Below are 26,058 nucleotides of genomic sequence, written 5' to 3'. Positions count from 1 at the left end.
CGGTACGTCGGGCATTGATGGGCTGGAGGTTGGGGGCATCTCGCCGATGGCGGGCTCATGCATTGGCGACCGCCTCCAGGAAGGCGGCGGCACGGTCGGCGAGGGCGGACTGGGGGCCGCCCTTGCCGGCGTCGCCCAATAGGGGCGAGCCGAGGCCGACGGCCAGGGCGCCCGCCTGCAGGTACTGCGGGGTCGTGGTGGCGTCGACTCCGCCTACGGCGATGAGTGGGGCGTCGGGGAGTGGGGCGCGGAGTTCGCGGAAGTAGCCGGGCCCGTGCAGTTTGGCGGGGAAGACCTTTACGGCCAGGGCACCGAGGTCCAGCGCCGTGATGATCTCGGTCGGGGTGAGGGCGCCGCAGAGCAGGGGCAGGCCGAGGTCGACGCTTCGGCGGGCTCCTTGGGTGATGGCTGGGGTGACGATGAAACCTGCGCCGGCGGCCGCGACCTCCTCCGCCTGCACCTCCGTGATCACCGTGCCGGCGCCGATCAGGACCGAGGGGTCGAACTCGGAACGCGCCTTGGCGATCGCTTCCGCGCCGCCCGGCGTGGTCAGCGAGACCTCGAGGATGGTGATTCCGGCGGTCACCAGGGTGCGGACGCACTCCAGGGCCCGGTCGGGGCCGTCGGCCCGGATGATCGCGAGCACCTTGCGCTGGCTGAGTTCCGCTAGCAACTCCACTGACAACACCTCTTCGACGTGTATTTGATCGTTCTAGACATAGGACGTGGGATGTTCGGGGTTCCCAGGCGTGCGATATGTAGATAAATTACGAGCTGAACAACCCGCTCCGTTGTTTACTTTCCGTTCACCGGAAGGCAGGTCCAGGTACCCATGCCAAAATTCCGCCCCTTGATGATCTCTCTCGCCCTGCTGGCCGCCGGCCTCGTCGCCGTTCCCCAGCAGGCTCAGCCCGCCGAAGCCGCCGTCACTCAGACCGTCCTGTTCGACAAGGGCGGTGCCGGCTACGGCTGCTACCGAATCCCGGCCATCGTCCGAACCAAGCTCGGCACGCTGCTCGCCTTCGCCGAAGCACGCCGTACCTGGTGCGCCGACTCGCAGGAGATCGACCTCGTCGTCCGCCGGTCCGAAGACGACGGCCGCACCTGGTCGGCCCAGCAGACGGTCCTGTCCGGTACGGACTCGGACCCCAACGCCGTCGCAACCCGCGGCAACCCGACCCCGATCGTCGACATGGACACCGGCCGGATCGTCCTGCTCACGACGATGGACCCCGGCACCACGAACAAGCCCCGTACGCCGTACGTCCAGTACTCCGACGATGACGGCAAGACCTTCTCCAAGGCCAAGAACATCGGCGCCCAGATCGACGACCCCGGCTGGGGCTGGTACGCGACCGGTCCTGTGCACGGCATCCAGCTGACGCGAGGCGCTCACAAGGGTCGCTTGGTGGCCGGTACGAACTTCGACGACGCCGGCGATGCCAACAACCCCGATGACAATTTGGTCGGCGGCCAGCTCGTCTACAGCGATGACGGCGGCGACACCTGGCAGAAGGGCGCGACCGACCTGCGCAGCGCCGCCGGTCTCCTCCCGCAAGAAATCAGCGTCGTCGAGAAGGTTGACGGTGGCATCTATGCGGGTGCCCGCAACAACAACGGCAGCGCCGGCAACAGCCGGGCATTTGCCGTCAGCAACGATGGTGGGGAGACGTACGCCGCGCCGTACGCGCCCATTCCGGGGCTGACGACGCCGACCGTCCAGGGATCGTTGCTGCGGTTGCGGGCGACGGATCAGGGGGCGAAGTACAACCGGATCCTGTTCGCGTCGCCGGCCGATCCGGAGCGGCGGCGGTACATGACGATCAGGTCGAGCTTCGATGAAGGGAAGACTTGGCAGTCCGTTGCCGATGGCACCAGGATCACCAGCGACTGGTCCGGGTACTCCGATATGACGATGCTCGACACCGGCGAGATCGGGTTGCTGTACGAGGGTGGAACGGTCGATGCGCGGGATCAGATCAGGTTCGCGCGGTTCACCGAGACGGACATCGGGTTGCCGGACGGAGCGGCGGGGCCGACGACGGCGGATGTCTCCGGGCTGGGCAACAACGGGATCCTGCGCGGTGGTACGACCGTTGTCGCCGGCAAGTTCGGGCAGGCGCGGGATCTGGATGGGACGGATGACGCGATCCAGTTGCCGTTCGCCGACTCGCTTGCTGTTGGTGCTGGAGATTTTACTGTTATGAGTTGGATAAAATACGGGGCCCGGACGACGCCGCAGGCGATCTTCTGGGGGTACAACATCAACGAGTTCTCGCAGTTCTGGCTGCGCGCGGAGCCTGCGGATGCTCGGATCCGGGGTCTGATCACGACTGGTGGCAACACTGCGGTGGTCGCTACTACCAAGGCGTACAACGACAACGCTTGGCATCACGTCGCGCTGCAGCGGAAGGCTGGCACGTTGTCGATCTGGGTCGATGGCGTTCAGGCGGCCAGCGTCGCGGCGCCGGCTGGGTCGGTCAGTCCGGGGCGGCCGTTCAAGATGTTCGTCGGTCAGCGGCTTGACGGTGCTCATCACTTCGACGGTTCGCTCGATGAGGTTCGCATCTACAAGCGGGCGCTCACGGCCGCCGAGATCAACAGCATCCGGACCAGCAACGTCACCACGGTCCCGAACGCGGTACTCGATCTGCCGCTCGGGTAGGCGAGACATCAGACTGACCTGGCGGACACCACGAGTCGCCAGGTCAGCTCACCCGACTCCGGTACTACGGCCGCGTCCCCCGGCCCGGCTTCGGCCAGCCCGAAAACCCTGCCCAGCATCGGCTCCACACCCAAACTCCGGTACGGCGCCTCCGCCGGATACCCACCCAGGTTGCGCCACACCGCCGTCGACACCGGTTGCCCAGGACAACTCAAGCTGAAGGTCAAGGCGTTGTCGCCGTCGATGACAGAGGTCGACGGGCAGTCAAGGAGCACTGCGCCGATGGCGGTGCCGTCGGTCGGGCCGTAGCTGCTGAGGTCCGTTCCCGCCGGTGCCGGCCACGCCCCGGCGACCCACGTCCGGGGCTCCTTCGTTGCTGAAGTTAGGGCGCGGGAGGCGCCAGCCCATCCGCCGCACTGGGCGGCGGGCTCGCTAGCGCTCGCCGCCGGCGGGGGGTCGACGTAGGCGCGGCACTCCGTGCCGGTCGGGATGTCGAGCTTCGCGCCGACGGCGCAGTCGAGGAGGGCGTGGGCGGCCCAGATGAATTGGAAGCCAGCTGGTGCCACCAGGTGGTAGTCGACCCAGATGGCGCCTGTTTCGTCCATCTCGGCAGGGGGGTCGCCACCGTTGAAGCGGCGGAGGAGGACGGCTTCGCCGTACTGGACGGCGTCCCAGTCCTCGTCTTCGTCGAGGGAACCCCAGGGTTGGTTCCAGAGGCCGCCGTGGTCGGGCGTGCCGCGGACGGTGGGGAAGCATTCGTCCAAGCCGCCGACGTCGACGTACGTCGTCAGGTCTGAACGTGGGCCGGAGATCAGGCCGGGGCCGGTCCACAGCCACTCGCGGCCGCCGAGGACCAGCGAGGTCCAGCGGCCGCCGTCGTCCAGATCGACCGCCACCTCGTTCGCGGGCAGGTCAGCCGTCGAGCTCGGCGGGTCGAGCGCTGGGTCGGGGTTGTCGGTCACCATTCTGCGAAGGATCCGTCGTCGTGGGTCCAGATCGGGTTGCGCCAGGTGTGGCCCTTCTTGTCCGCGGCGCGGACGGCAGCCTCGTCCACCGTGATTCCCAAGCCAGGCAAGGGATTCCACTCCGCGTGGCCGTCCACCCACGTGAACGGCGTCGGGTCAGTCACATAGGACGTCAGGTCGCTGTCCAGGTTGTAGTGGATGCCGCGGCTCTGCTCCTGGATCAAGAAGTTGGGCGTTGCAAAGGACACCTGCAACGAGGCCGCCAGCGAGATCGGCCCCAATGGACAATGCGGCGCCAGCAAGGCACCGTGCGCCTCAGCCAGTGCTGCGATCCGCCGCAACTCCGAGATCCCACCAGCATGCGAAACGTCGGGCTGGACCACCGCCACCCCCGCCTCCAACGCCGGCATGAAATCCGACCGCCCGTAAAGCCGCTCACCCAAAGCCACTGGCACCGTCGACGCCTCGACCACCGACGCCAGGTGATGCAGATGCTCAGGCAACACCGGTTCCTCAACAAATAAAGGGTGCAACGGCTCAACCGCATGCAAGATCCGTCGCGCAGCAGCCACCCCGACCCGTCCATGCAGATCGATCGCCACATCCCGCGAATCACCCAGTACCGACCGAGCCGCCTCCAACCGCGCAACGACCGACCGCACCTCAGCCAGCGAAGGCGACGGCTGGATCCGCCCACTGGCGTTCATCTTCACCGCGGTCATCCCGGCCTCGACCTGCGCCGCGACCTGATCTGCGATCTCAGCCGGCTCATCCCCGCCGACCCACGCATAAACCCGAGCCCGATCCCGCACCCGCCCGCCAAGCAACGATGCAACCGGCGCGCCATAGACCTTCCCAGCGATATCCCACAACGCGTGATCAATCCCAGCCAGTGCACTACTCAACACCGGCCCACCCCGATAGAACCCGCCCTTGGCCAAGATCTGCCAATGCCGCTCGATCTGCAACGGATCCTGGCCGATCAGGTACTCCGACAGCACCTCGATCGCAGTACGCACCACCTCGGCGCGCCCCTCGACCACCGGCTCGCCCCACCCGACGACACCATCACTCGTCTCGATCCGGCAGAACAGCCAGCGCGGCGCGACGAGGAAGGTCTCGATCCGCTCGATCTTCACTTGCCACCCCGCGCGGCCGACTTCCGTACTGCGGACAGGTCCTCAGCAGCCTTCGCGAGCAACTCCCGCATCGCCAGCTCGGCGCCCTCGGGGTCATGCGCCCGTACTGCGTCAACCACGCGCGCGTGGCTCGGTACGGGGTCGTCCGACGACTTGACCTTGTGCACCAGCCGATCGCGGCCGGCCAGGCCGGTCTCGATGACGACCTCCATCTTGGTGAGCAACTCGTTGCCGGTGGCAGCGAGCAACGCCTTGTGGAAAGCGACATCCGCCTCGGCAGCGTCGAGATCATTCGTTGCCGAGGACATCGACGCCAACGCCTTGTCCAGCAGGTCGATCTGCGCGTCGGAGGCCCGTACTGCGGCCAGTCGGGCGGCGGCAGGCTCGACGATGCCACGTACTTCGTGGAGCTCCTCGAGCAGCTCGGGCCGGACCTCGTCGTCATCGAAGTGCCAGCGGATCATGTCCGCGTCGAGCAGGTTCCAGTCCGAGCGCGGCCGGACGAAGGTGCCGCGCTTCTGCCGCGCGTCGACCAGGCCCTTCGCGGTCAGCACCTTGAGCGCCTCGCGGACCGCGGTCAGGCTGACCCCGAGGTCGGCCTGCAGATCGGGCACGTTGATCGTCGACCCCTCGGGGATCTGCCCCGACAGGATGCGCTGCGCCATCACCTCCACGATCTGCCCGTGCAGTCCCCGCGAAACCCCGCGCTGAATCCCCGTCACGCCGCTCTCCCCATTCCGCTGCTCGCGCACATCGCGCCGGACCTCACTGTCGTCCCGGTTCCCGGCATCGCCGCGCCGTACTCCGGTACCGCCGTCTTCGTCATGCCGAGTCCTTGGCCGCGGCCCAGCCGCCGTCGACCAGCAACTCGGCAGCGGTGATGAACGATGCCTCGTCGGACAGCAGGAATGCGACCGCCTGGGCGACTTCGTCGGGACGACCCAGCCGCCCGATGGCTGTGGCTTTCGCGCTCTGTGCCTTGCCTTCCGCGGTGACACGGTCCCATGCAGCGGTGTCGATCGGGCCCGGAAGAACCGCGTTGACCCGGATCGACCCGCCGTACTCGACCGCGAGTTGCCGGCTGAGCGCGAGCAGAGCGCCTTTGGATGCCGCGTACGCCGGATGCCCGGGGATGCCCGCGACCGCGTGCACCGACGAGACGAGGACCACCGATCCGCCGCGGGCTGCGAGGTCGGCGTACAGGATCTGGAAGCCGAGGAAGGCCGCGGTCAGGTTGACGTCGAGTTGGCGTTGCCACGACGCCGGTGGCAACTCGTGCGCCGGCCGGACGTCGACGGTGTACGCGTTGCTGACGAATCCGTCGATCGGGCCGAGCGCGTCGCGGCCTCGCGAGCGGGCCTCGTGCCAGGTGTCGGGCGATGAGACGTCGCCGACGACCGCCAGCGCACGGCCCGGGATCTCCTTGCACGGTTGGAGATCGACCTGGACGACCGAGGCACCCTCGTCGAGCAGCCGCTGCACGCAGGCAGCGCCGATCCCCGTCGCGGCACCGGTCACCACGATCACCCGCTCAGCCAGCCGCACAGACGCCTCCACACTCTCCAACGATGAACGACCACTAGTTGACCGTGAGCAGGTAACCACGTCAAGCGATTTCATCGTAATTTACGAATTAATATTGACACGTCCGCGGGAGCGGCTGCAAGATCCTCCGCAGAACGAACCACTCAATCGACTGGAGTAGTCATGGCGGGTCTGGCAGCTGATCGGCGGACGTTCCTCAAGGGGCTCGGAGTACTCGGGGCGGCTACCCTGATCCCGGGTTGCGCCACCTCGACCTCGTCACCGGGCTCGGGTTCCAGTACCGGGGCGACCGGCAGTCTCTCGCTGCAGTCGAACCTCTCCGCGGAGCAGGCGAAGGCCGCGATGGAGAAGCTGGTCGAGGCCTACAACAAGACCGGCGGCGCCACGGTGAAGCTCAACACCGTCGCCTCGGAGATCTACCGCACCCAGCTCCCGACGTACCTGACCTCGGCCAACCCGCCGGACGTCTACACCTGGTACGCCGGATCGGTCGCGGACTCCTACGCCAAGAAGGACCTGCTGCTCGACATCACCAGCGTCTGGGACACGATGGGCAACTACCCGGAGTCGATGAAGACGCTGTCCACCAGCAGCAACGGGCAGAAGATCTTCGTGCCGACCAGCTACTACTGGTGGGGCATGTTCTACCGCAAGTCGAACTTCGCCAAGTGGGGCGTGACGCCGCCGAAGACCTGGGACGAGTTCATCGCCGTCTGCAAGACGATCCAGTCCAAGGGTGTACCGCCGATCGGTATCGGCCTCGGCGACACCCCGTGGGTCGCGTCGGCCTGGTTCGACTACCTGAACATCCGGATCAATGGCGCGCCGTTCCACCGCGACCTGCTGGCCGGCCGCGGCCGTTTCGACGACCCGAAGGTCAAGGCCGTCTTCACCAAGTGGCAGGAGGCGCTCCCGTACTTCGACCCGAAGGGCAAGTCGTTCCCCTTCCAGGAGGCGACCTCGGCGCTGCTCGGTGGCAAGACGGGCATGTTCCTGATCGGCACCTTCTTCGCCGACTCCGCCCCGAAGGACGCGCTGGACGACATCGACTTCTTCCAGTTCCCGATCATCGATCCGGCGGTACCGGTCGCCGAAGAGGCGCCGACCGACGGGTACTTCGCCTCGAAGAAGGCCAAGGACCCCGAAGGCGTGAAGAAGTTCCTCACCTGGGCGGCGACGCCCGAGGCGCAGAACATCTACGTCGAAAGCTCCTCCGGTACGGCGATCCCGGCGAATCCTCTGGGCAAGTCCGCCGACACCGCGCTGGTGAAGAAGGGCAAGGCGATGATCGAGAGCGCGAAGGAGCTGACCCAGTTCTTCAACCGCGACTCCAGCGATGCTCTCCAGCCGACCGCCGACGCCGCCCTCACCAAGTTCATGGACAAGCCCGACCAGATCGATAAGATCCTCAAGGACTGGCAGGCGGCGGCCGAAAAGGTCTTCAAGGCATGACAGCAACCACTGTGGAACCGGAGTCGCCGCCTGACGCGCAGCCCCGCTCAAGGTCTGGCGAGCGGCGCCCCTGGCGAGTGTCGCCGCTGATTCTCGCGTTTGTTTTTGTTCCGTTCGCGGTTGAGGCGGTGTGGGTGTTCTGGCCTGCTCTGCAAGGGTTCTGGTTGTCGTTGACCAACTGGGACGGGTTGTCGGCGCCGAAGTTCGTTGGGTTCGGCAACTTCGGGGACATGTTCTCGGATCCGATCTTCAAGACGGCGTTGAAGAACACGGCGATCTGGCTGGTGCTGTTCGGTGGATTGAGCGTCATCGGTGGGTTCGGCATGGCGATGCTCCTGCAGAAGGAGCGTCGCGGTGTCGGCATCTACCGCGCGGCGCTGTTCACCCCGGTCGTCTTCTCGCTGGTGGTGACCGCGCTGATCTGGCGGGTCTTCTACCAGCCCGACGGCCTGGTTGATTCCGTACTCCGCGGCATCGGCCTCGAGAGCTGGATCCACCCCTGGCTGGCCGATCCGGACACCGCCCTGTACGCCGTAATCCTGCCGGCCCTCTGGAGGCAGATCGGGTACGTCATGGTGCTCTATCTGGCCGGCCTGAAGGCTGTCGACCCGGCTCTGTACGAGGCGGCTCGGGTGGATGGCGCGTCGGCCTGGCAACGGACCCGGTACGTGACGATCCCGCAGCTCAAGGGCGTGAACTCGGTCGTGCTGTCGGTGATCGTGATCGACTCGCTGCGCTCTTTCGACATCGTCTGGTCGATGACGAAGGGCGGGCCGTACCACTCGTCCGAGCTGCTCAGTACGTACATGTACTCGACCGCGTTCCAGTCCACCCAGCTGGGCTACGCGTCGGCGATCGCCGTGGTGATCTTCATCCTCGCGCTCGCCGTCATCCTCGGCTACCTGATCCGCGCCTTCCGGGAGGAGACATGACGAACCGCTTCAAGACCGGTGGGTACCACGTGGCGATGAGCATCGTCTCGTTCCTGTGGATCGCGCCGATCCTGTGGGTGGTGGTGATCTCGCTGCGCAGCTTCGACGACGTCGCGGCGAACGGGCTCGGGTCGTTGCCGCATTCGTTCACCTTCTCGACGTACAAGTCGGCGTGGGAGGACGCGGATGAGTTCAGGGCGCTGATCAACTCGCTGGCGGTGACGATTCCGGCGGTGATCCTGAGTCTTGGGCTGGCGTCGATCGCGGCGTACGGGCTGGCGCGGTACAACATCCCGTTCCGGCGGACGGTGTTGCTGCTGATGCTGATGGGCAACCTGCTGCCGCCGCAGATCCTGCTGATCCCGATCTCGCGGTTCGTCGAGCTGACCGGGTACTACGACACGCTGTATGCGCTGATCGCGGTGCACGTCGGGTTCGGGCTTGGCTTCTACACCTTCGTGCTGCATGGCTTCATGCGTGATCTTCCGCGCGAGATTCAGGAAGCCGCCACGATCGACGGTGCCGGGCCCGGCAAGATCTACGCGAGTGTGATCCTGCCGCTCACCCGTCCTGCGATGGCGGCGCTCGGTGCCCTCTCCTTCACCTGGATCTTCAACGACCTCCTCTGGTCGATCACGGTGATCCGCTCCGGCGAGAAGATGCCCGTCACGCCCGCTCTGCTGGGGCTGCAGGGTCTCTTCGTCTCGTCCTGGAATGTGATTGCCGCCGGCACCGTCATTGCGGCCGTCCCGACCCTTGCGGTCTTCTTGAAGTTCCAGAAGCACTTCGTCTCCGGACTCGCGATCGGAGCCGTCAAGTGACCCAATGGAGGTTGCGCGGAGCAACCACGTCGTACGTCGTGGAGGTACCCACGCATGGCCAGTGGGCGGCGTTGGTTGCCTGGGGCCCACATGCCATCGCCGAGGGCCCATCGCTGCTCGCCCCGATCGGCACCGAACACTTCATCCCACGCGCCGACGTCGAGCCGCTGGAGTACGGCGTAAAAGGCGTCCGCTACACCACCGCGCCCGACCTGGTGGTTACCGGCCCTGACGGCTCCGACGAACTCCGCCCGCTGTTCGTGGATTCGGTTGAGGGCGACGACTCGCTTGAGCTGACGTTCCTCGACGAGCAGCGGTCAGTGCGGGTAGTCCTGCACTACCGCATGCCCGCCGGGTTGGATGTTGTTGAGCGGTGGGTTGCCGTGCACAACGAGGGCGCCGACGAGGTCAGCCTGAAGCGGCACGACTCCGCTGGATTTGTTGTGCCGACCAGCGACGGCGCGGTGGTGAACTACCTGTGGGGCGAGTGGAACAGCGAGTTCCAGCGAGGTTCTGTCGAGTTGCGGCGTGGGCGGTTCAGCGTCGACAGCAGGCAGGGGATCACCGGGCATTCGTACTCGCCGTTCCTGGCTGTGGGAGAGCAGAGTGGGCCCGCGTGGGGAGTGCAGTTGGCGTGGTCCGGCTCGTGGGAGATGAGTGCGGAGGTCGACACCACCGGGCAAACGCGGATCCAGGCAGGACGGCTGGCATCGAGTCTCGGGTTGGCACTCGGGCCGGGGGAGAGCTGGGTTTCGCCGGTCGCGGTGGGCGGCTTCAGCAGCGATGGGCTGGATGGGCTGGCTCGGGCCTTTCACGCGTACCAGCGGAGCTTCTCGCGAGGGCTGCCGCAGAAGGTGCTTTACAACTCTTGGTTCGCGACCGAGTTCGACGTACGGGCTGGGCATCAGCTCGAGTTGGCGAAGCGAGCGGTGCGGGCTGGCGTCGAGACGTTTGTGGTCGACGACGGATGGTTTGTCGGGCGGTCGGACGATACCGGCGGGCTGGGAGATTGGGAGGTCGACCAAACAGCCTTCCCCGACGGGCTCGGGAACTTCATCGCGGACCTGAAGGAGCTCGGTCTCGGCTTCGGCCTGTGGGTGGAGCCGGAGTCGGTCAGCCCGTCATCAGAGCTGGCGGCCAAGCATCCCGAGTGGATCCTCCAAACGCCCGGTCGTGAGCCGTTGCTGGTCCGCAACCAGCTGCTGCTCGATCTGAGTCGTGACGATGTCGCGGAGTGGATCTGGGAGACGCTCGACCGGCTGCTCTCGTCGTACGAGATCAGCTATCTCAAGTGGGATGCGAACCGGCCGCGGCTCGACGCCGGGGATCAGCGGCGTGATCTCGACGGCAAGGTGGTCGAGAACCTGTACAAGATCCTCGATCGACTGCGTACCGAGCACCCGCAGGTGTACGTCGAAGGTTGCGCCGGCGGCGGCGCCCGGGTCGACCTCGGTATGGCGGCGCGCGTCGACACGCTCTGGCCGAGCGACAACACTGCACCGCTCGATCGGCTCAGCATCCAGCGCGGGTTCCTCACCGGCTACTCGCCGCACCTGATGAGTTCGTGGGTGACCGATGCCGAGGGCACCCATGACGGCCGGGAGCGTTCGCTCGACTTCCGGTTCCATGTCGCGATGGCCGGCGGGCTCGGGATCGGCGCCGACCTGTCGCGCTGGACCGATGAGCTGCTGGCGACGGCGGCGCGGCACGTTGCGCAGTACAAGGAAATCAGAGATGTGGTTGCCAGCGGCAAGGTTTATCAGCTTGCCGACGGCACGCAGTACGTGACCGAAGACCGGAGCGTCGTGTTCTTGTGGAACACGGGCGACGGCAACGTCCGCGGCACACTGCCGACGCGACCCCGCCGGATCCCGCTGGTCGAGCTGGATCCCGAGAAGAACTACCGGGTGGGAACTGAGGTCCACCCGGGCAGCTACCTGCTGCAGGTCGGTGTCCCCTGGGACGACTCGACTGATTCGCACTGCCTGGTCATCACCCCGTCCACCGAAGGATGAAGACGTGAAACGACTATCCGCCCTGCTCGGCGGCGCGCTCTCGGCGGTCCTGGTGACCGCCACGCTCGCCACCACCGCAGCAGCCACGACCACCGGCGCACCCACCCAAGCAGCCCCGGCAAAGGCCACCGCGACCAGCACGGCCGCAGTGCTCAGCCCGACCCCGTACATGGGCTGGAACACCTACTACGGCCTCGGCGGCGACTTCACCGAGACGACGATCCGCTCGGTCGCCGACTCCATGGTCAGCCGCGGCCTCAAGAAGGCCGGCTACGACATCGTCTGGCTCGACGGCGGCTGGCAGGCCGACGAGTCACGCAGCGCGGCCGGCGACCTGGTCCCCAACCCCGCCAAGTTCCCGAACGGGCTCAAGCCGCTCGTCGACTACATCCACAGCAAGGGCCTGAAGGCGGGCATCTACACCGACGCCGGCCCGTACATCCCGGGCAAATGCGGCCTCGGCAGCGGCGGCTACTACCAGCACGACGCGGACACCTTCGCTGCTTGGGGTTTCGACGCCGTCAAGGTCGACTACCTCTGCGGTATCGCCGCGAACCTCGACCCGAAGACGGTCTTCACCGAGTTCGCCAACGCTCTGCACAACAACGCGAGCCACCGCCCGCTGATCTTCAACCTCTGCAACCCGGTCACCTCGCCGGATTGGGGCAACTACCCCGAGTCGCAGCAGTCGATCAACTCCTGGTCGTACGCGCCGGGGATCGCGCAGGCGTGGCGCACCTACACAGACGTCGGCTTCCAGGGCGACATCAAGTTCAAGGACGTCCTGCGCAACTACGACGCGAACGCCCGGCACCCCGAGGTGGTCAAGCCCGGCGCGTTCAGCGACCCGGACTACCTGGCGCCCGAGCTCGGCATGACCGACGAGGAGTTCCGCACGCAGCTGACCCTGTGGTCGGTCGCAGCCGCTCCGCTCGTCGTGGGCAGTGACATCCGCAAGCTGAGCGCCACCACGATCGGCATGCTGACCGATCCCGACGTCATCGCGATCAACCAGGACAAGGCCGCAGTACAGGCCGTCCGAGTCGGCGCAGCCGGTACTACGGAGACGTGGGTGAAGCGCCTTGCCGACGGAAGTCGCGCGGTCGTACTCCTCAACCGTGGCGACAGCGCGAAGACCCTCACCACCACCGCCTCGGCCGTCGGTCTGCAAGGCGCTCGCTTCACGCTGAAGAACGCCTGGACCAACGCCGTCACCGAGAGCGCCGGCACTATCAGCGCCGCCGTACCGGGCCACGGTACTGCGCTGTTCCGGGTCGGCCCGGCGCGTGGTGTGCCAGGTATCCCGCACGTCACCGCCGGCATCCCACAGGTGACTCAGGTGGGCACGCAGGTACTCCCTGAGGGTAGCGTTCCGGTCGTTGCCGGTGGCGACGAACTGCGCGCAGAGGTTGCCGTTCGCAACGATGGTGTGCTCCCGGTCTTCAAGCCGACAGTCGCCCTGACGGCCGCCGCTGGCTGGACTGTCACGCCGATTGGCAAGGCGCCGCTGTTGCTGGCTCCCGGTCAGAAGGTCACCTTGGCCTTCAAGGTGAAGCTGCCCGCGGCGGCTGCTGAGGGCAACGCTTCGCTGACCGCGACTACGCAGTATGAGACTCTTGGCTACGGTAACCAGAAGCAGGTGACGGTGTCGCCGCTGGTCATCGCGCCGGTGCCGCCGGACGGGGTCGCGGCGCTCTCGCACCACCCGTGGATCACCGCGACCAGTGGCTGGATGTCGCCGACGGTCGACGAGAGTGTCGGCGGCGGTTCGCCGATCAGCCTGGTCAGCCAGACGTACCCGACCGGCATCGGCGTCGCCTCGCCGTCTCTGGTCCGGTACTACGTCGGCCAGCAGTGCACCAAGTTCACCGCGACGGTCGGCATCGACGACGCCGTCCGCAACGTCGGCCCGGAGGGTGGCACCTCGACCTTCCAGGTGATCGGTGACGGCAAGGTCCTGTTCGACTCCGGCGTCGTCGACCGTGACCACCCGAAGCCGGTCGACGTCGACCTCACCGGCGTCCGCGTCCTCGACCTGGTGGTCGGCGACGCCGGCGACGGCGGCTACAACGACCGCGCCGACTGGGCAGCCCCGACAGCCACCTGCTGAAGCTGAAGTACAGGCAGGGGCAGATCGCTGACGCGGTCTGCCCCTCCGGTGCTGGTGGGGCGTCCCGATCGACAGGACATAGTCGGTGGTCCGCTCGGTGGCCACGCTCACGGAGGCGCCGGTGGAGCCTGATCGAGGGTCTATGTCCTGTCGGTCGGGACGGAGTTGGGCGGGGTGAAGAGGTTGACCAGGTTGCCGTCGGGGTCGCGGAGTACGAGGGAGCGGTTGCCCCACGGCATGGTGGTCGGCTTCTGGAGGAAGTCGAGGTCTTGGAGGCGGTCGAACTCGGCGTCGACGTCGGGGACCTGGAACTCCAGGAAAGCTGAGTGGTTGTCGGCTGGGCGGACCACGTCGGCGCCGTAGAGCTTGTCGGTCAACGCGCTGCTGGAGATCGCGAGGGTGCCCGCGGTCGTCCGGAACTCGGCGAAGACCGGGACCGGGCGGGTCGCGGTGAGGCCGGTGACGTGCTCGTAGAAGGCGACCAGGCGGTCGAGGTCATCCGTCACGATGCGGACTGAGGCGAAAGTAGTCATGTCATCGACGGTAGAGCTGATACCGGACAAGATCCGCCCGGTATCCTTGTTGATGTGACGAGGCCGACTTCGAGGGTGCTGGCGCTGCTGGAGTTGCTCCAGGGCGGCGGCACGCGACGCGTCGGGGATCTGGCCGAGCGGTTGGGCGTCGACGAGCGGACGGTACGCCGGTACGCCGAACATCTCGTCGAGCTGGACATCCCGGTCCGCTCGGTGCGTGGACGCTACGGCGGCTACCACCTCGCACCCGGCTACCGAATGCCACCCCTGATGCTCACCGACGATGAAGCGGTCGCCGTCGCGATCGGACTCGTGGTCGGTCGACGGGCCGGCCTGGTACCGGAGTCCCACGCCTCCGAGAGCGCACTGGCCAAACTCCGCCGGGTCCTCCCGACCCGATTGGCCGACCGCCTCGGCGCCCTGCTCGCCACCTCGTCGTTCACCGCTCCGCCGCGATCCACCGTACCGACCGATTCGGAAGTCCTGCTGACCATCGCCGAGGCGGCGCGGGACCGCCGGTTGGTCGAGATCGGTTACAGAGATCGAGACGGGCGACGCAGCACCCGCACGATCGCGCCCGATGGCGTGGTCGGCCACTCCGGCCATTGGTACGTCGCCACCGCCGACCGCACCTTTCGGCTGGACCGCATCACCTCGGCCTCGTTGCTAACAGCAACAACAGAACATGCGCCCAGCAACGACTTGCCAGGCGCCGTCCTCGAGTCACTGGCGACCGCGCCGTGGACCCACAAGATCTCGGTACGCGTCGAGGGCTCGGTGGATGACGTGCAACGCCGCCTACCCCTCGGCCTCGCCCTGGTCACCCCACTCGAGACCGAGGTACGGGTCCAGTTCCGCGCCGAGCGCCTCGACTGGGTCCCCGCACTCCTCGCCGGGCTCGATCGGCCGTTCGTGATCGAGGAGCCGCCCGAGCTACGGCAGCGGGTCGCCAAGCTGGGGGCTCGGCTTGCCGAGTGGGCCGATGGTTGAGCCTGGGATGTCCGCACCCCGTCGCCAGCCACAGCTCGCGGATGGGCTGGGTGGATAAGAGCTACTCGGGTGCTGGAGCTCGGCGGATGGCGGCGATCGTGGGGACCGGGTCGTTGGTGAGGAAGTCGAGGATCAGGGTGTTGACCAGGGCCGGCTTTTCCTGGGGGAGGAAGTGGGAAGTACCCGGAACGATGGCGAGTTCGGCGTTCGGGAGGTTGTCGTACATCTCGACCGTGTGGGCCAGCGTCATCAGGTCGTCGTCGGAGAACATCACCAGGGTGCGGGCGGTGACGGCGGCCAGTTCCGAGGCCTGCAGGTTCGGTTCCTTGGCGGCCATCTCGCCGATCTTGGTGGCGACGACCGGGAAGTGGTCCTCGCCGTCGGGGGAGACCTCGCCGTACGCGGGACCGAGGAACTGCGTGATCATCGGGACGTCCCACTCCATCTCCGGGCCAGCCTCGCCGGACTTGTTGAAGCCGCCGCTGATCAACACCAGCCGCTTCACCAGTTCCGGCCGCTGCATCGCGACGAGCATGGCGGTGAAGGCGCCGTCGCTGTGGCCGACCAGATCGGCCGGCTGGCCGACCACGGTCTCCAGGAACGCGATCGTGTCGTCGGCCATGAGCTGGTAGCTGATCGGCCCTTCGACATCAGGCGTGTGGCCATGGCCGCGCCGCTCCGGCGTGTAGACGTGGAAATGCGACGCCAGCGCAGGCGTGTTGGCCTCGAAGAACCGCGCATCCACCAGCCCACCGTGCATCAGGACGAGTGGCTCACCCGATCCCTGCTCGTCGTACCAGGTCTTCACGGCACCCAGCTGCACGTACTCACCCATAGCGCTCCCCAATGTCCGGTTGCCGGAAAGCTACCCCACGGACGGGGCCTTGACTCGACCAGTGAGGGCCCGAACACTCTCGGTTATGAAACGACTCGCCCGCCGCCCAGGTCGGGTCTCGCTCGCCGGTGTCCTCACGGCCGCTCTGCTAGCGACGCCCCTCTTCGCATCGTCTACTGCCGTGGCCACGCCACAGGCAGATCCAGCACCCGGTCTCATCCCCAAGCCAGTCAGCCAAACCGCGTTGACGGGCCAGACCTTCAACCTGACCTCATCGAGCGCGATCAACGTTGCCGCCACCGCCGACGAGAGCCAGGCAGCCGGCAAGGTCGCAGAGCAGTTCGCGGCCAGGTTGCGTGTCTCCACCGGCTATCCGCTGGCGATCGTGCCAGGCACGGCCAGCATCAAGCTCTCCACGAACGGGCCCGCCTCGCTCGGTGCCGAGGGCTACCAGTTGCGCGCCGACAGCACCGCACTCACCGTCACCGCTGCTACCCCTGAAGGCCTGTACCGCGGTGTCACCACCCTCAGGCAGCTACTACCCGCCAAGGCCGACGCAGCGACCCAGCAGGCTGGTCCGTGGACAGTGGCCGGTACGACGATCGACGACTCTCCCCGGTACGCCTACCGCGGCACGATGCTCGACGTGTCCCGCCACTTCTTCTCCCTGGCCGAGGTGAAGCGCTATATCGACCTCGCCTCGCTCTACAAGCTCAACAAGCTCCACCTGCACCTGTCCGACGACCAGGGCTGGCGAATCCAGGTCGACTCCTGGCCGCGGCTCACGACGTACGGGGGAAGCCTCGAGGTCGGTGGGACGCCAGGAGGCTTCTACAGCAAGGCGGACTTCGCCGAACTCGTCCGGTACGCCGGTGAGCACTACCTGCAGGTCATCCCCGAGATAGACACCCCCGGCCACACCAACGCCGCGCTCGCCTCCTATGCCCAGCTCAACTGCAACAACGTTGCCCCGCCGCTCTACACCGGCACCGACGTCGGCTTCAGCTCGCTCTGTGTCGCGAAGCCCGTCACCTACACGTTCCTCGACGACGTGTTTCGTGAGGTAGCTCAACAGACGCCGGGAGACATCGTCCACCTCGGCGGGGACGAGGCGCACTCCACGCCGCACTCCGACTACCTGACCTTCGTACCGAAGGCGTCCGCTCTGGTCACCAAGCAGAACAAGCGGGTGATGGGCTGGCAGGAGATCGCCGAGACGACGCTCCCGGCCAACAGCATCGCGCAGTACTGGGGCACCGACGACACCAAGTCCCGCGACCTGGCTCGCAAGGCAGCAGCCCAAGGCGCCAAGGTCGTCCTGTCACCGGCCAACCGGGCGTACCTGGACATGAAGTACAACTCCAGTACTCCGTATGGCCTGTCCTGGGCCGGCTACGTCAGCATCCAGAAGTCCTACAGCTGGAACCCGTCGACCCTCATCCCGAACCTGCCGACCACCGCGGTCGCCGGCGTCGAGGCCCCCATCTGGACCGAGACCCTCGACAACCTCGACAAGCTCGAATACATGGCCTTCCCTCGCCTCCCAGGCATCGCCGAACTCGGCTGGTCCCCCTCCACCGCCCTCGACTGGACCACCTACAAAACCCGCCTAGGCGCCCAAGGCTCCCGCTGGGACACCCTCAGCATCAACTTCTACCGAGCCCCCGAAATCACCTGGCGTTGAAGCTGAGCACTACCTGGCTCCGAAGCGGGCCAGGTAGTGCCAGACCCGCTTGAGGTCTTGAAGGTCGTACCGATCGAGCGCCGCCGCATCGCCGAGCACCCGCGGCGTCAGCCAGCCGTCGACAGCAAGCTTCACCCCGAGATCCACGAACCGCTGACCCCGGTACTCCGGGTAGCGCCGCAACTCGTCGACGGTCAATTGGAAGCCGCCGTGCCACTCGACTGGGCAGGGCAGTCGCCCAGCCGCCTCCTCGACCGGGGTGTCCCGGTAGCTCGGGTCGAGGACTAACGCCTCGACGTCGCGGGCGAGGCGGACCGGGCCGTGGACCTGGGCTTCGATGTAGTCGTCGAGGCTGTCTACTTCGGCGGCGTTGGCGAGGTCGGTGAGGGCGAACTTCGAAGCGACTCCGAAGTCAGTCGGCTCGAAGTTGCTGTCGGGGTAGCAGAAGGTGGTTCTCGCCAGGACGCCGGCGCTCAGGCGGAGATGGGCGGAGCCGAAGCGTGGCGCCGCTCCGAACCGATGGCGGCGGAAGTTGAGGGCGCCGTAGACGGGTCGCTCGGTCGCGGGAGCATCGTCGTACGCGCCGCCGAAGATCCTGCTCTCCCAGCGCCAGCGGTCTCCGGCGGGATGGGCGGTGAGCCCGCCGTTGCTCGTGCCGGTAGCGAACTGGGAAAGGTAGACCCCATCGGCCGCCAGCGTGTCGAGGATGCCTGCACGATCGGGGTGGAAGTTGAGGGTGACGCGGAGCATGCCGTCTACGGGTGGTCCTGAGGAGAGTGCGGTCACGTGGCGGATGGCCCGTTCAGCAGCGGATGGCAGCACGGGGGAATGCTAACGGCCCGGACGGGAGGCGTCCGGGCCGTTCAAAGCAGGACTACTTGGAGCGGTGCTGTTGAGCTACATCCTTCAGGTACAGGGCGCTCTGCTTCGGGATGCGGTTCTGAGTGTCGTAGTCGACCCGGACGATGCCGAAGCGCTTCTCGTAGCCGTAGGCCCATTCGAAGTTGTCCAGCAGGGACCAGGCCAGGTAGCCGCGGATGTCGGCGCCTTGCTGGATCGCGGTGGCAACGGCGGCCAGGTGGGAGGCGAAGTACGCGGTACGACCCTCGTCGGCGACGTAGCCGGTTTCGTCGGCGGTGTCGTCGAAGGCGGAGCCGTTCTCGGTGATCACCATCGGCACGCCGGGGTAGTCCTTGCTGATCCGGACGAGCAGGTCGGTGAAGCCTTCGGGGACGATCTCCCAGTCCATCGCGGTCCGCGGCCGGTTGAGCGGCAGCGACCGGGTGATCGGGAGGCCGTCGTCGCCGACCGTCTCGCCGTTCTCACCGAAGCCGGTGAACTTCTGGCTGAAGTAGTAGTTGATGCCCAGCACATCGAAAGGCGCCGAAATGGTCGCCAGATCCCCTTCCTGGACAGGGATCTCAACACCCTCCGCGGCCAGGTCGGCGACCACGTCCGCCGGGTAGTGGCCGTGGATCAGCGGGTCGAGGTAAAGCCGCGCGCCCATCCCGTCAGCGCGACGGGCCGCCTCGACGTCCGGCTCCAAATCGCTCGCCGCGTACGCCGTTGCCGCGTTCAACGTGATGCCGATGTCGAGCTTGCGCGGCGCCGCCTCCCGCATCCGCTCCGTCGCGAGCCCATGACCGAGCAGCAAGTGGTGCACCGCCGCAACGGCGGCAGGGTATTCCTTACGTCCCGGCGCGTGCACTCCGTATGCGTAGCCGAGCATCGCCGAGCACCACGGCTCGTTCAGCGTCGTCCAGGTGTCCACCCGGTCGCTCAGCGCGTCGAACACCAGCATCGAGTAGTCCGCGAACCGGTACGCCGTATCACGCACCGGCCAGCCGCCCGCGTCCTCGAGCTCCTGCGGCAGATCCCAGTGGTACAGGGTCACCCAAGGATCGATGCCCTGAGCAAGCAACTCGTCAACGAGCCGGTCGTAGAACGCGATCCCGGCAGGGTTCACGCCCCCGCGACCACTCGGCTGCACCCGCGGCCAGGAGACCGAGAACCGGTACGTGTCCAGCCCGAGCTCCTTGATCAGGGCAACGTCGGCCGGCATCCGGGTGTAGTGCTCGCAGGCGATGTCACCGGTGTCGCCGTTGTCGATCGCGCCGGGCACCTTGCAGAAGGTGTCCCAGATCGACGGGGTGCGCCCGTCGACGTCGATGGCGCCCTCGATCTGGTACGCCGAGGTCGCGACGCCCCAGCGGAAGCCCGGCGGCAGCGTGTCGATCAAGGCCTGCTCGGCCGCCGGCGCGGTGAACACTGCGGAGGAGGTGGGGGCTGCTGTGGTGTTCATAGGCGTATGTACGGCGCCCGCCGGTGGGCGAGCGCCGTACTGGCTCCCTTCGAAGGTTGAGGTGAGAGATCAGCCGACCGGAACGCGCCCGGGCAGCCAGCAGGCCACCTCGCGGTTCGGGTCGTTCCTGGCCTCGGGGACGCCGAGGACGGGGATCTCCGTCGAGCAGCGGTCGAACGCGTGCGGGCACCGCGGGTGGAACGCGCAACCGGTGGGCATACCGCGCAGGTCAGGCGGCGAGCCGGGGATCCCGGCCAGCTCCCGGCGCGGACCACGCAGCGCCGGGAAGGACTTGAGCAGCCCTTCGCTGTACGGGTGGAGGGAGTCCTTGTAGAGGTCGGCCGACTTGGCCTGCTCGACGATGCGACCGCCGTACATGATCGCGATCCGGTCGGAGAACTCGACCAGCAGCGACAGGTCGTGGGTGATGAACAGAACGGAGAAGTCGAGCCGCTCGCGCAGTTCGACCAGCTGGGCCAGGATCTGGCGCTGCATGACGACGTCGAGCGCGGTGGTCGGCTCGTCCATGATGACGACCTGGGGCTCGAGGACGAGCGCCATACCGATCATCACGCGCTGCCGCATACCGCCGGACAGTTGGTGCGGGTAGGCGTCCATCCGGTCCGCGGAGATGCCGACCAGCTTGAGCATCTCCTTGGCCCGGGCCAGCCGCGCCTCGTGCGAGAGCTGCGGCTCGTGCGCGCGGATCACGTCGAGCATCTGGGTGGAGACCTTGTGCACCGGGTTGAGCGAGTTCATCGCGCCCTGGAACACGATCGAGGTCTCGGCCCAGCGGAACGCCCGCAGTTCGGAGTTGCTGAGCGACATCACGTCGTACGGTTCGCCGCCCGGCGGGTGGTAGATGACCGAGCCGCCGCTGATCACGCCGGGTGGCGGGAGCAGCCGGGTGACGCCGTACGCGAGCGTCGACTTGCCACTGCCGCTCTCGCCGGCCAGCCCGAGCACCTCACCGCGGTGCAGCGTCAGCGTGACGTCGCGGACCGCCTGGACGGCCTGGTCGCCGAGACCGTAGTCGACGTTGAAGTTCTTGATCTCGAGCACTGGTGCCTTCATGCGGCGCCCTTCGCTTCGTCAGTGGTCTTCCGTACCACGGGCGTGACCGGGTCCTTCTTGCCGTTCTGGGACAAGACCGGGGTGAACCCGACGCGCATCTTGACCGTGTGGCCGTCGGCGGTCTTCACCTTGGTGTGGCCGGCGCTGCGCAACCGCGGGCTGACGAACTCGTCGATGCCGAAGTTGATCAGCGACAGCGCCGTACCGAGGATCGCGATCGCGAGACCGGCCGGGACGAACCACCACCATGCGCCCTGGGCCAGCGCCTGCTGGCTCTGCGCCCAGAACAGGATGGTGCCCCAGTTCCACTCGGAGATGGTCGAGATACCGATGAAGGCCAGGGTGATCTCGGACATGACCGCGAAGATCACGGTACCGACGAAGCCCGACGCGATGATCGCGGTCAGGTTCGGCAGGATCTCGACCGTGATGATCCGCCAGGTGCTCTCACCCGTGGCTCGGGCGGCCTCGACGTAGTCGCGCCGTCGCAACGAGAGGGTCTGCGCCCGGAGTACCCGAGCACCCCACGCCCACGACGTCAATCCGATGACCAAGGCAACCATCAGGTCACCGGCGCCGGGGATGGTTGAGGCGACGATGATGATGAGGGGCAGCGCCGGGATCACCAGGAAGACGTTCGACAGTGCGGACAGGGTCTCGTCCGCGGCGCCGCCGAGGAAGCCGGAGCTGACCCCGATCAGGACCGACAGCGCGGTCGCGATCACGCCGGCCAGCAGACCGACGAACATCACCCCGCGGGTGCCGACCAGGATCTGGCTGAAGATGTCCTGGCCGAGGTGCGTGGTCCCGAACCAGTGCTTACCGGACGGGCTCTGCAGGATGTCGCTGCTGCGCTTGGACGGATCGAACGGCGCGATCCACGGCCCGATGATCGCGATCAGGCAGAAGAAGGCGAGCGTGACGAGTCCGGTAGCGGCCTTGCCGTTGGCAACGAACCGCAGCCGCTGACGCTTGGCCGGGGCGGTCGCCGCGGCCGGCCCACCGGGGGTGACCGCTGTGATGGTGCTGGCTGGTGCGGACATCGGTCAGCCCTCCTTGCGGGTGCGGGGATCGAGCAGCAGGTACGCGACATCGGCCAGCAGGTTGGCGACCAGCACCGACAGCGTGATGATCAAGAAGATGCCCTGCAGCAGCGGATAGTCCTTGGAGCCGACGGCCTGGAACAGGTTGTAGCCGATGCCGGGATAGGAGAAGACGATCTCCACCAGCAGCGTTCCACCGACGATGAAGCCGAGGGAGAGCGCGAAGCCGGAGACGTTCGGCAACAGCGCGTTGCGGGCGGCGTAGCTGACCATCACCCGCCGCTCGGACAGGCCCTTGGCATGCGCGACGGTGATGTAGTCCTCGGAGGCGACGGTGACCATCATGTTGCGCATGCTGAGGATCCAGCCGCTGACCGAGGAGATCAGGATGGTCCCCGCCGGCAGCAGGCTGTGCTGGATCGCGCTGCCGATGAACGCGCTGTCCCAGGACGGCACCAGGCCGGGCTCGTACCCGCCGGACGACGGGAAGAAGCTGCCCGCGCCGGCCAGCAGGGTGATCGCCAGCAGTCCGAGCCAGAAGTACGGGATCGACGAGATGAACGTTGTCACCGGCAACAGCCCGTCCATCCAGGAGCCGCGCCGCCAGCCGGCCAGCACACCGAGCGCGGTGCCGAGGGCGAAGCTGACGATGGTGGTGATGCCGACCAGCAGGATGGTCCACGGCAGGGACTGGCTCAGGATCTGCGAGACCGGCGCCGGGAAGAACGTGAACGACGTCCCGAGGTCACCGTGGAAGATCTGGATCCAGTAGTCCTTGTACTGCGAGAGCATGCTGGCGTTCTTGTCCAGCCCGAACAGCACGTAGAGCGAGTGGACCGCCTCGGTGCTGATGTTGCCCTGCTGCTTGTTGATCAGCGACTGGACCGGGTCACCCGGGATCAGCCGGGGGATGAAGAAGTTGATGGTGACCGCGGCCCAGGCCGTGAACAGGTAGAACGCGATCCGCTGCAGAAGGAACTTCACTTCGCGGCCCCTTCCTCGTAGAGCCAGCAAGCGGCCCAGTGTTCGCCCTCACCGGAGACCACCGGCAGTTCGAACCGGGGCGGCAGTTCGGTCGAGCACTTCGGCATCGCGTGGATGCAGCGCGGGTGGAACCGGCAACCGGTCGGCGGTGCGATCAGGCTCGGCGGCTCACCGCCTGCCGTGTCTTCGGGCGCGTCCTTCGGATCGCCGACCCGGTCGAGCCGGTCGGGGTCGGGCGCGCTCTCGATCAGCAGCCGGGTGTACGGGTGCGCCGGGTTCTGGGTGAGGGTCTCGGAGTCGCCGCCCTCGACCATCCGGCCGGCGTACATCACCAGGGTCTCGTCGGCGAAGTACCGGGCCGAGGCGATGTCGTGGGTGATGTAGAGGATCGCCAGGTTGAGGCGTTCCTTCAGGTCACGCAGCAGGTTCAGCACGCCGAGGCGGATCGAGACGTCGAGCATCGAGACCGGCTCGTCGGCGAGCAGTACCTCCGGATTGGCGCCGAGCGCGCGGGCGATCGACACCCGCTGGCGCTGACCGCCGGACAGCTCGTGCGGGAACTTGTCCAGGTAGCGTTCCGGCGGCGTCAGTTGCACCCGCAGCAGCAGGTCGCTGAGGTTCTTCTCCAGCTCGGCGGAGCCCTTGCCCGCACGGCCGTGGATCTTCAGGGCACGGGTCAGGTGGTACCGCACGGTGTGGACCGGGTTCAGCGAGGCGAACGGGTCCTGGAAGATCATCTGTACCTGGCGGCAGTACGCCCGGAAGCCGCGGCCGCCGCGGACGGTGATCGTCTCGCCGTGCAGCCGGATGTCGCCTGCGGTGCGGCCGTACAGCTGGGCCATCAGCCGGGCCACGGTCGACTTGCCCGAGCCGGATTCGCCGACGAGCGCGGTGACCCGGCCCCGGCGAAGCGTCAGCTGGATGTCGTCCACCGCGTGGACCGCCTTGCGCTCCTTGGTGAACAGGTCGCGCAGCCCCCGCCGGACGGGGAAGTGTTTGGTGAGGCCCTCGGCCTCGAGGACCACGTCGCCCGTGGTCACCGGTTCTGTCTCGGTCGCCGTCATGACGTTTCTCGACTCCTAGCTAGATCGTGGCACTGCGGCCGGATCCCCAGGTGGTGGGATCCGGCCGCAGCGATTCCTTAGGCGCCCGCGGGCTTCAGGTTCAGGACGATCTGGAGTGCGTTCTGCTGGGTGGGCTGACCCGGCGCGTACGGGTTCGCGTCGTCCGGCCAGCCGGTCCAGTTCTTGGTGCTGTACAGACCGCCGACGTTGGACGCCGAGGTCGGGATGATCGGCATCTGCTCGACCATGATCTTCTGCAGCGTGTTCAGCGCGGTGGTGCGAGCAGCCTCGTCGGCGGCGTTCGCGTAGGCGTCGAGGGCCTTGGTGGCCTCCGGCGAGTTGAACCGGCCGTAGTTGCCGCTCACGCCGCCCTTGCCGACCGGCTTGAGGATCTTGCCGTCCATGATGTTCTGGTAGATGTCGAACGGCGTCGCGCCACCGTTGGTCCAGTGCATCGCGGCGTCGAAGTCACCCTCGTCGATCTTCTTGAACCAGGCGTCCTGGTTCGCCTTGTCGACGGTCGCCTTGATCCCGATCGTGGACAGGTTGTCCTTGATGATCTCGAGGTCGGTGATGTAGTCGGACCAGCCGGCCGGGTCGGTCAGCGTGATCGTGACCGGCTTGCCGGTCTTGTCCTTCAGGACGTCGCCCTCGAGCTTGTAACCGGCGGCGGCCAGGTCGGCCTTCGCGCCGTCCACGTCGACGACGTGCTTCTTGTCCTTGTACTCCGGGGCGATGAACGACTCACCGGCCGGGGTCGGGATGCCCGTGACGGACTCGACCTTCGGGTAGAAGTACCCGGCCTCGCCCTGCTGGAAGATGTCGTCGCGGTTGATCACCTTGTCCATCGCGCGGCGCAGCGCCGGGTCGTCGAACGGCTTGCGGGTGGTGTTGATCCACAGGCCGTGGATGCCCAGGTTGGCCGGGAAGAACAGCTTGTGGTTCTTCTCGTCCTTCGACTGGTAGACCGCCTTCACGTTCGGGACGAAGACGAAGCTCCACTCCGAGGCGCCGTTGGCCAGCGCGGTGGTCTGCGCGTTGTTGTCGTTGTACGAGGTGTAGCGCAGTTCCTTGATCTTCGGCAGGTCCTGCCAGTACGAGTCGCGGACCGTCAGCGTCGTGGTCTGCGGGGTGAACGACTTGACCGTGTACGGGCCGGTGCCGATCGGGCTCTTCAGGGTGTCCTTGCTCGGGTCCTTGATCGCCGACCACTGCTTCTTCGAGACGACGAAGACGGTCAGTACCTTGTTCTGGTTGGTGAACTGCGACCGGGTGAAGGTCAGGTCCACCTTGTTGCCCGACGCGGTGATCGTCCCGTAGGGGATCGCGTCGGTGTTCAGGCCCTCGTTGTCCTTGCGCAGCTGGAACGAGTAGGCGACGTCGTCGGCGGTCATCGGGGTGCCGTCGGAGAACTTGACCCCGTCGCGGATGGTCAGCGAGAGCTTGGTGAAGTTGGCGTCCCACTTCCACTCGGTGGCCAGCCACGGCTTGCCCGGCTCGGCGGGCTTGATGCCGTTGATCATCACCAGCGGCTCGAAGATCATCCAGCGGTAACCCAGCGACGCACCGGCCGAGGAGCCGAGGAACGGGTTGTGGTTCTCGGTCTGCGGGCCGTTCGGCATTCCCACGTTGAGCACGGTGGTGGCGCTGCCGCCCGTGCCGGCGGTGTTCTTGCTGTCGTCCCCGTTACTGCAGGCAGCCATCAGAGCTGCCGCGAGCACGCCCGTGAGGGCTAGCGCGACTGAGCGTCGAGCTCGCATCGTTCCTCCTGTGTTTCGTCCAACTGGTTGGCGGATGACAGTGGGATGACTGTCGGGTGGAGCCTGGGGGGCCTTCGCATCGTGCCGTGAAAGCGCTCTCATGGGAATATCGGCGGCGCTAACGGATCGGTATCGGTGTTGCTAC

22 protein-coding genes are annotated in these 26,058 nt (G+C 66.8%); 8 read left to right on the top strand and 14 right to left on the bottom strand.

Annotated features, from left to right (window positions below; translation table 11 throughout):
* Positions 1-55 precede the first annotated feature (55 nt).
* Positions 56-679, bottom strand: coding sequence for a bifunctional 4-hydroxy-2-oxoglutarate aldolase/2-dehydro-3-deoxy-phosphogluconate aldolase (locus OHA70_RS01200; protein ID WP_328327540.1), 624 nt, complete (start codon positions 677-679; stop codon positions 56-58).
* Positions 680-853: 174 nt separating this feature from the next.
* Here OHA70_RS01200 and OHA70_RS01195 point away from each other — a divergent pair, with 174 nt between their 5' ends.
* Complete coding sequence (locus tag OHA70_RS01195) at positions 854-2,665, top strand: sialidase family protein (RefSeq protein WP_328327538.1); 1,812 nt, start codon at positions 854-856, stop codon at positions 2,663-2,665.
* Between the two features lie 8 nt (positions 2,666-2,673).
* Here the strand turns inward: OHA70_RS01195 and OHA70_RS01190 are convergent, their stop codons facing one another.
* The 4 genes from OHA70_RS01190 to OHA70_RS01175 form a co-directional block, all read right to left on the bottom strand.
* The gene (locus OHA70_RS01190) at positions 2,674-3,630 is read right to left on the bottom strand and encodes a hypothetical protein (protein ID WP_328327536.1); all 957 of its coding nucleotides are present in this window, start codon (positions 3,628-3,630) and stop codon (positions 2,674-2,676) included.
* Positions 3,624-4,769, bottom strand: coding sequence for a galactonate dehydratase (gene dgoD, locus OHA70_RS01185; RefSeq protein ID WP_328327534.1), 1,146 nt, complete (start codon positions 4,767-4,769; stop codon positions 3,624-3,626). Before dgoD ends, OHA70_RS01190 begins: the two co-directional genes overlap by 7 nt.
* Positions 4,766-5,491 (bottom strand): FadR/GntR family transcriptional regulator, encoded by a 726-nt coding sequence (locus OHA70_RS01180; RefSeq protein WP_328327532.1) that lies wholly within the window; start codon positions 5,489-5,491, stop codon positions 4,766-4,768. Before OHA70_RS01180 ends, dgoD begins: the two co-directional genes overlap by 4 nt.
* 100 nt (positions 5,492-5,591) lie before the next feature.
* The gene (locus tag OHA70_RS01175) at positions 5,592-6,326 is read right to left on the bottom strand and encodes an SDR family NAD(P)-dependent oxidoreductase (RefSeq protein ID WP_328327530.1); all 735 of its coding nucleotides are present in this window, start codon (positions 6,324-6,326) and stop codon (positions 5,592-5,594) included.
* A 150-nt stretch (positions 6,327-6,476) separates the two neighbouring features.
* On the opposite strand from OHA70_RS01175, the gene OHA70_RS01170 reads away from it, so the two are divergent.
* From OHA70_RS01170 to OHA70_RS01150, 5 genes are read left to right on the top strand one after another with little or no spacing between them, the layout of a single operon-like run.
* Positions 6,477-7,766, top strand: a complete 1,290-nt coding sequence (locus OHA70_RS01170) for an ABC transporter substrate-binding protein (RefSeq protein ID WP_328327528.1) — start codon at positions 6,477-6,479, stop codon at positions 7,764-7,766.
* Positions 7,763-8,698, top strand: a complete 936-nt coding sequence (locus OHA70_RS01165) for a carbohydrate ABC transporter permease (protein ID WP_328327526.1) — start codon at positions 7,763-7,765, stop codon at positions 8,696-8,698. Before OHA70_RS01170 ends, OHA70_RS01165 begins: the two co-directional genes overlap by 4 nt.
* Positions 8,695-9,519, top strand: a complete 825-nt coding sequence (locus OHA70_RS01160) for a carbohydrate ABC transporter permease (RefSeq protein ID WP_328327524.1) — start codon at positions 8,695-8,697, stop codon at positions 9,517-9,519. Before OHA70_RS01165 ends, OHA70_RS01160 begins: the two co-directional genes overlap by 4 nt.
* Positions 9,516-11,534 (top strand): alpha-galactosidase, encoded by a 2,019-nt coding sequence (locus tag OHA70_RS01155; protein WP_328327522.1) that lies wholly within the window; start codon positions 9,516-9,518, stop codon positions 11,532-11,534. The genes OHA70_RS01160 and OHA70_RS01155 overlap by 4 nt, the downstream gene beginning before the upstream one ends.
* A 4-nt stretch (positions 11,535-11,538) precedes the next feature.
* Positions 11,539-13,644 (top strand): NPCBM/NEW2 domain-containing protein, encoded by a 2,106-nt coding sequence (locus OHA70_RS01150; RefSeq protein WP_328327520.1) that lies wholly within the window; start codon positions 11,539-11,541, stop codon positions 13,642-13,644.
* 140 nt (positions 13,645-13,784) lie between these two features.
* Here OHA70_RS01150 and OHA70_RS01145 read toward each other — a convergent pair whose 3' ends face one another.
* Positions 13,785-14,177: a VOC family protein gene (locus OHA70_RS01145; protein ID WP_328327518.1), complete on the bottom strand. Its 393-nt coding sequence runs from the start codon at positions 14,175-14,177 to the stop codon at positions 13,785-13,787.
* 54 nt (positions 14,178-14,231) lie between these two features.
* Here OHA70_RS01145 and OHA70_RS01140 point away from each other — a divergent pair, with 54 nt between their 5' ends.
* Positions 14,232-15,167 (top strand): helix-turn-helix transcriptional regulator, encoded by a 936-nt coding sequence (locus OHA70_RS01140; protein WP_328327516.1) that lies wholly within the window; start codon positions 14,232-14,234, stop codon positions 15,165-15,167.
* Positions 15,168-15,228: 61 nt separating this feature from the next.
* On the opposite strand, the gene OHA70_RS01135 is transcribed toward OHA70_RS01140, so the two are convergent.
* Positions 15,229-16,002: an alpha/beta fold hydrolase gene (locus OHA70_RS01135; RefSeq protein WP_328327514.1), complete on the bottom strand. Its 774-nt coding sequence runs from the start codon at positions 16,000-16,002 to the stop codon at positions 15,229-15,231.
* A gap of 85 nt (positions 16,003-16,087) precedes the next feature.
* Here OHA70_RS01135 and OHA70_RS01130 point away from each other — a divergent pair, with 85 nt between their 5' ends.
* Positions 16,088-17,686, top strand: a complete 1,599-nt coding sequence (locus tag OHA70_RS01130; protein WP_328327512.1) for a beta-N-acetylhexosaminidase — start codon at positions 16,088-16,090, stop codon at positions 17,684-17,686.
* A gap of 9 nt (positions 17,687-17,695) precedes the next feature.
* On the opposite strand, the gene OHA70_RS01125 is transcribed toward OHA70_RS01130, so the two are convergent.
* The 7 genes from OHA70_RS01125 to OHA70_RS01095 all read right to left on the bottom strand — a co-directional run bounded on the left by OHA70_RS01125 (position 17,696) and on the right by OHA70_RS01095 (position 25,913).
* Complete coding sequence (locus tag OHA70_RS01125; protein ID WP_328327510.1) at positions 17,696-18,508, bottom strand: DUF3626 domain-containing protein; 813 nt, start codon at positions 18,506-18,508, stop codon at positions 17,696-17,698.
* Positions 18,509-18,560: 52 nt separating this feature from the next.
* Positions 18,561-19,988: a GH1 family beta-glucosidase gene (locus OHA70_RS01120; protein WP_328327508.1), complete on the bottom strand. Its 1,428-nt coding sequence runs from the start codon at positions 19,986-19,988 to the stop codon at positions 18,561-18,563.
* 69 nt (positions 19,989-20,057) lie between these two features.
* Positions 20,058-21,062 carry an ABC transporter ATP-binding protein gene (locus OHA70_RS01115; RefSeq protein ID WP_328327506.1) on the bottom strand — a complete coding sequence of 335 codons (1,005 nt, stop codon included), beginning with the start codon at positions 21,060-21,062 and terminating at the stop codon, positions 20,058-20,060.
* On the bottom strand, positions 21,059-22,105 hold the full coding sequence (locus OHA70_RS01110; protein WP_328327504.1) for an ABC transporter permease: 1,047 nt from the start codon (positions 22,103-22,105) through the stop codon (positions 21,059-21,061). The genes OHA70_RS01115 and OHA70_RS01110 overlap by 4 nt, the downstream gene beginning before the upstream one ends.
* A gap of 3 nt (positions 22,106-22,108) precedes the next feature.
* Positions 22,109-23,089 (bottom strand): ABC transporter permease, encoded by a 981-nt coding sequence (locus OHA70_RS01105; protein ID WP_328327502.1) that lies wholly within the window; start codon positions 23,087-23,089, stop codon positions 22,109-22,111.
* Positions 23,086-24,153, bottom strand: coding sequence for an ABC transporter ATP-binding protein (locus OHA70_RS01100; protein WP_328327500.1), 1,068 nt, complete (start codon positions 24,151-24,153; stop codon positions 23,086-23,088). Before OHA70_RS01100 ends, OHA70_RS01105 begins: the two co-directional genes overlap by 4 nt.
* Before the next feature lie 77 nt (positions 24,154-24,230).
* Positions 24,231-25,913: an ABC transporter substrate-binding protein gene (locus OHA70_RS01095; RefSeq protein WP_328327498.1), complete on the bottom strand. Its 1,683-nt coding sequence runs from the start codon at positions 25,911-25,913 to the stop codon at positions 24,231-24,233.
* Positions 25,914-26,058 lie beyond the last annotated feature (145 nt).

Origin of the sequence: Kribbella sp. NBC_00382 (assembly GCF_036067295.1) — a bacterium.
Taxonomy (GTDB): domain Bacteria; phylum Actinomycetota; class Actinomycetes; order Propionibacteriales; family Kribbellaceae; genus Kribbella.
This window is presented reverse-complemented; position numbering and strand designations above follow the sequence as displayed.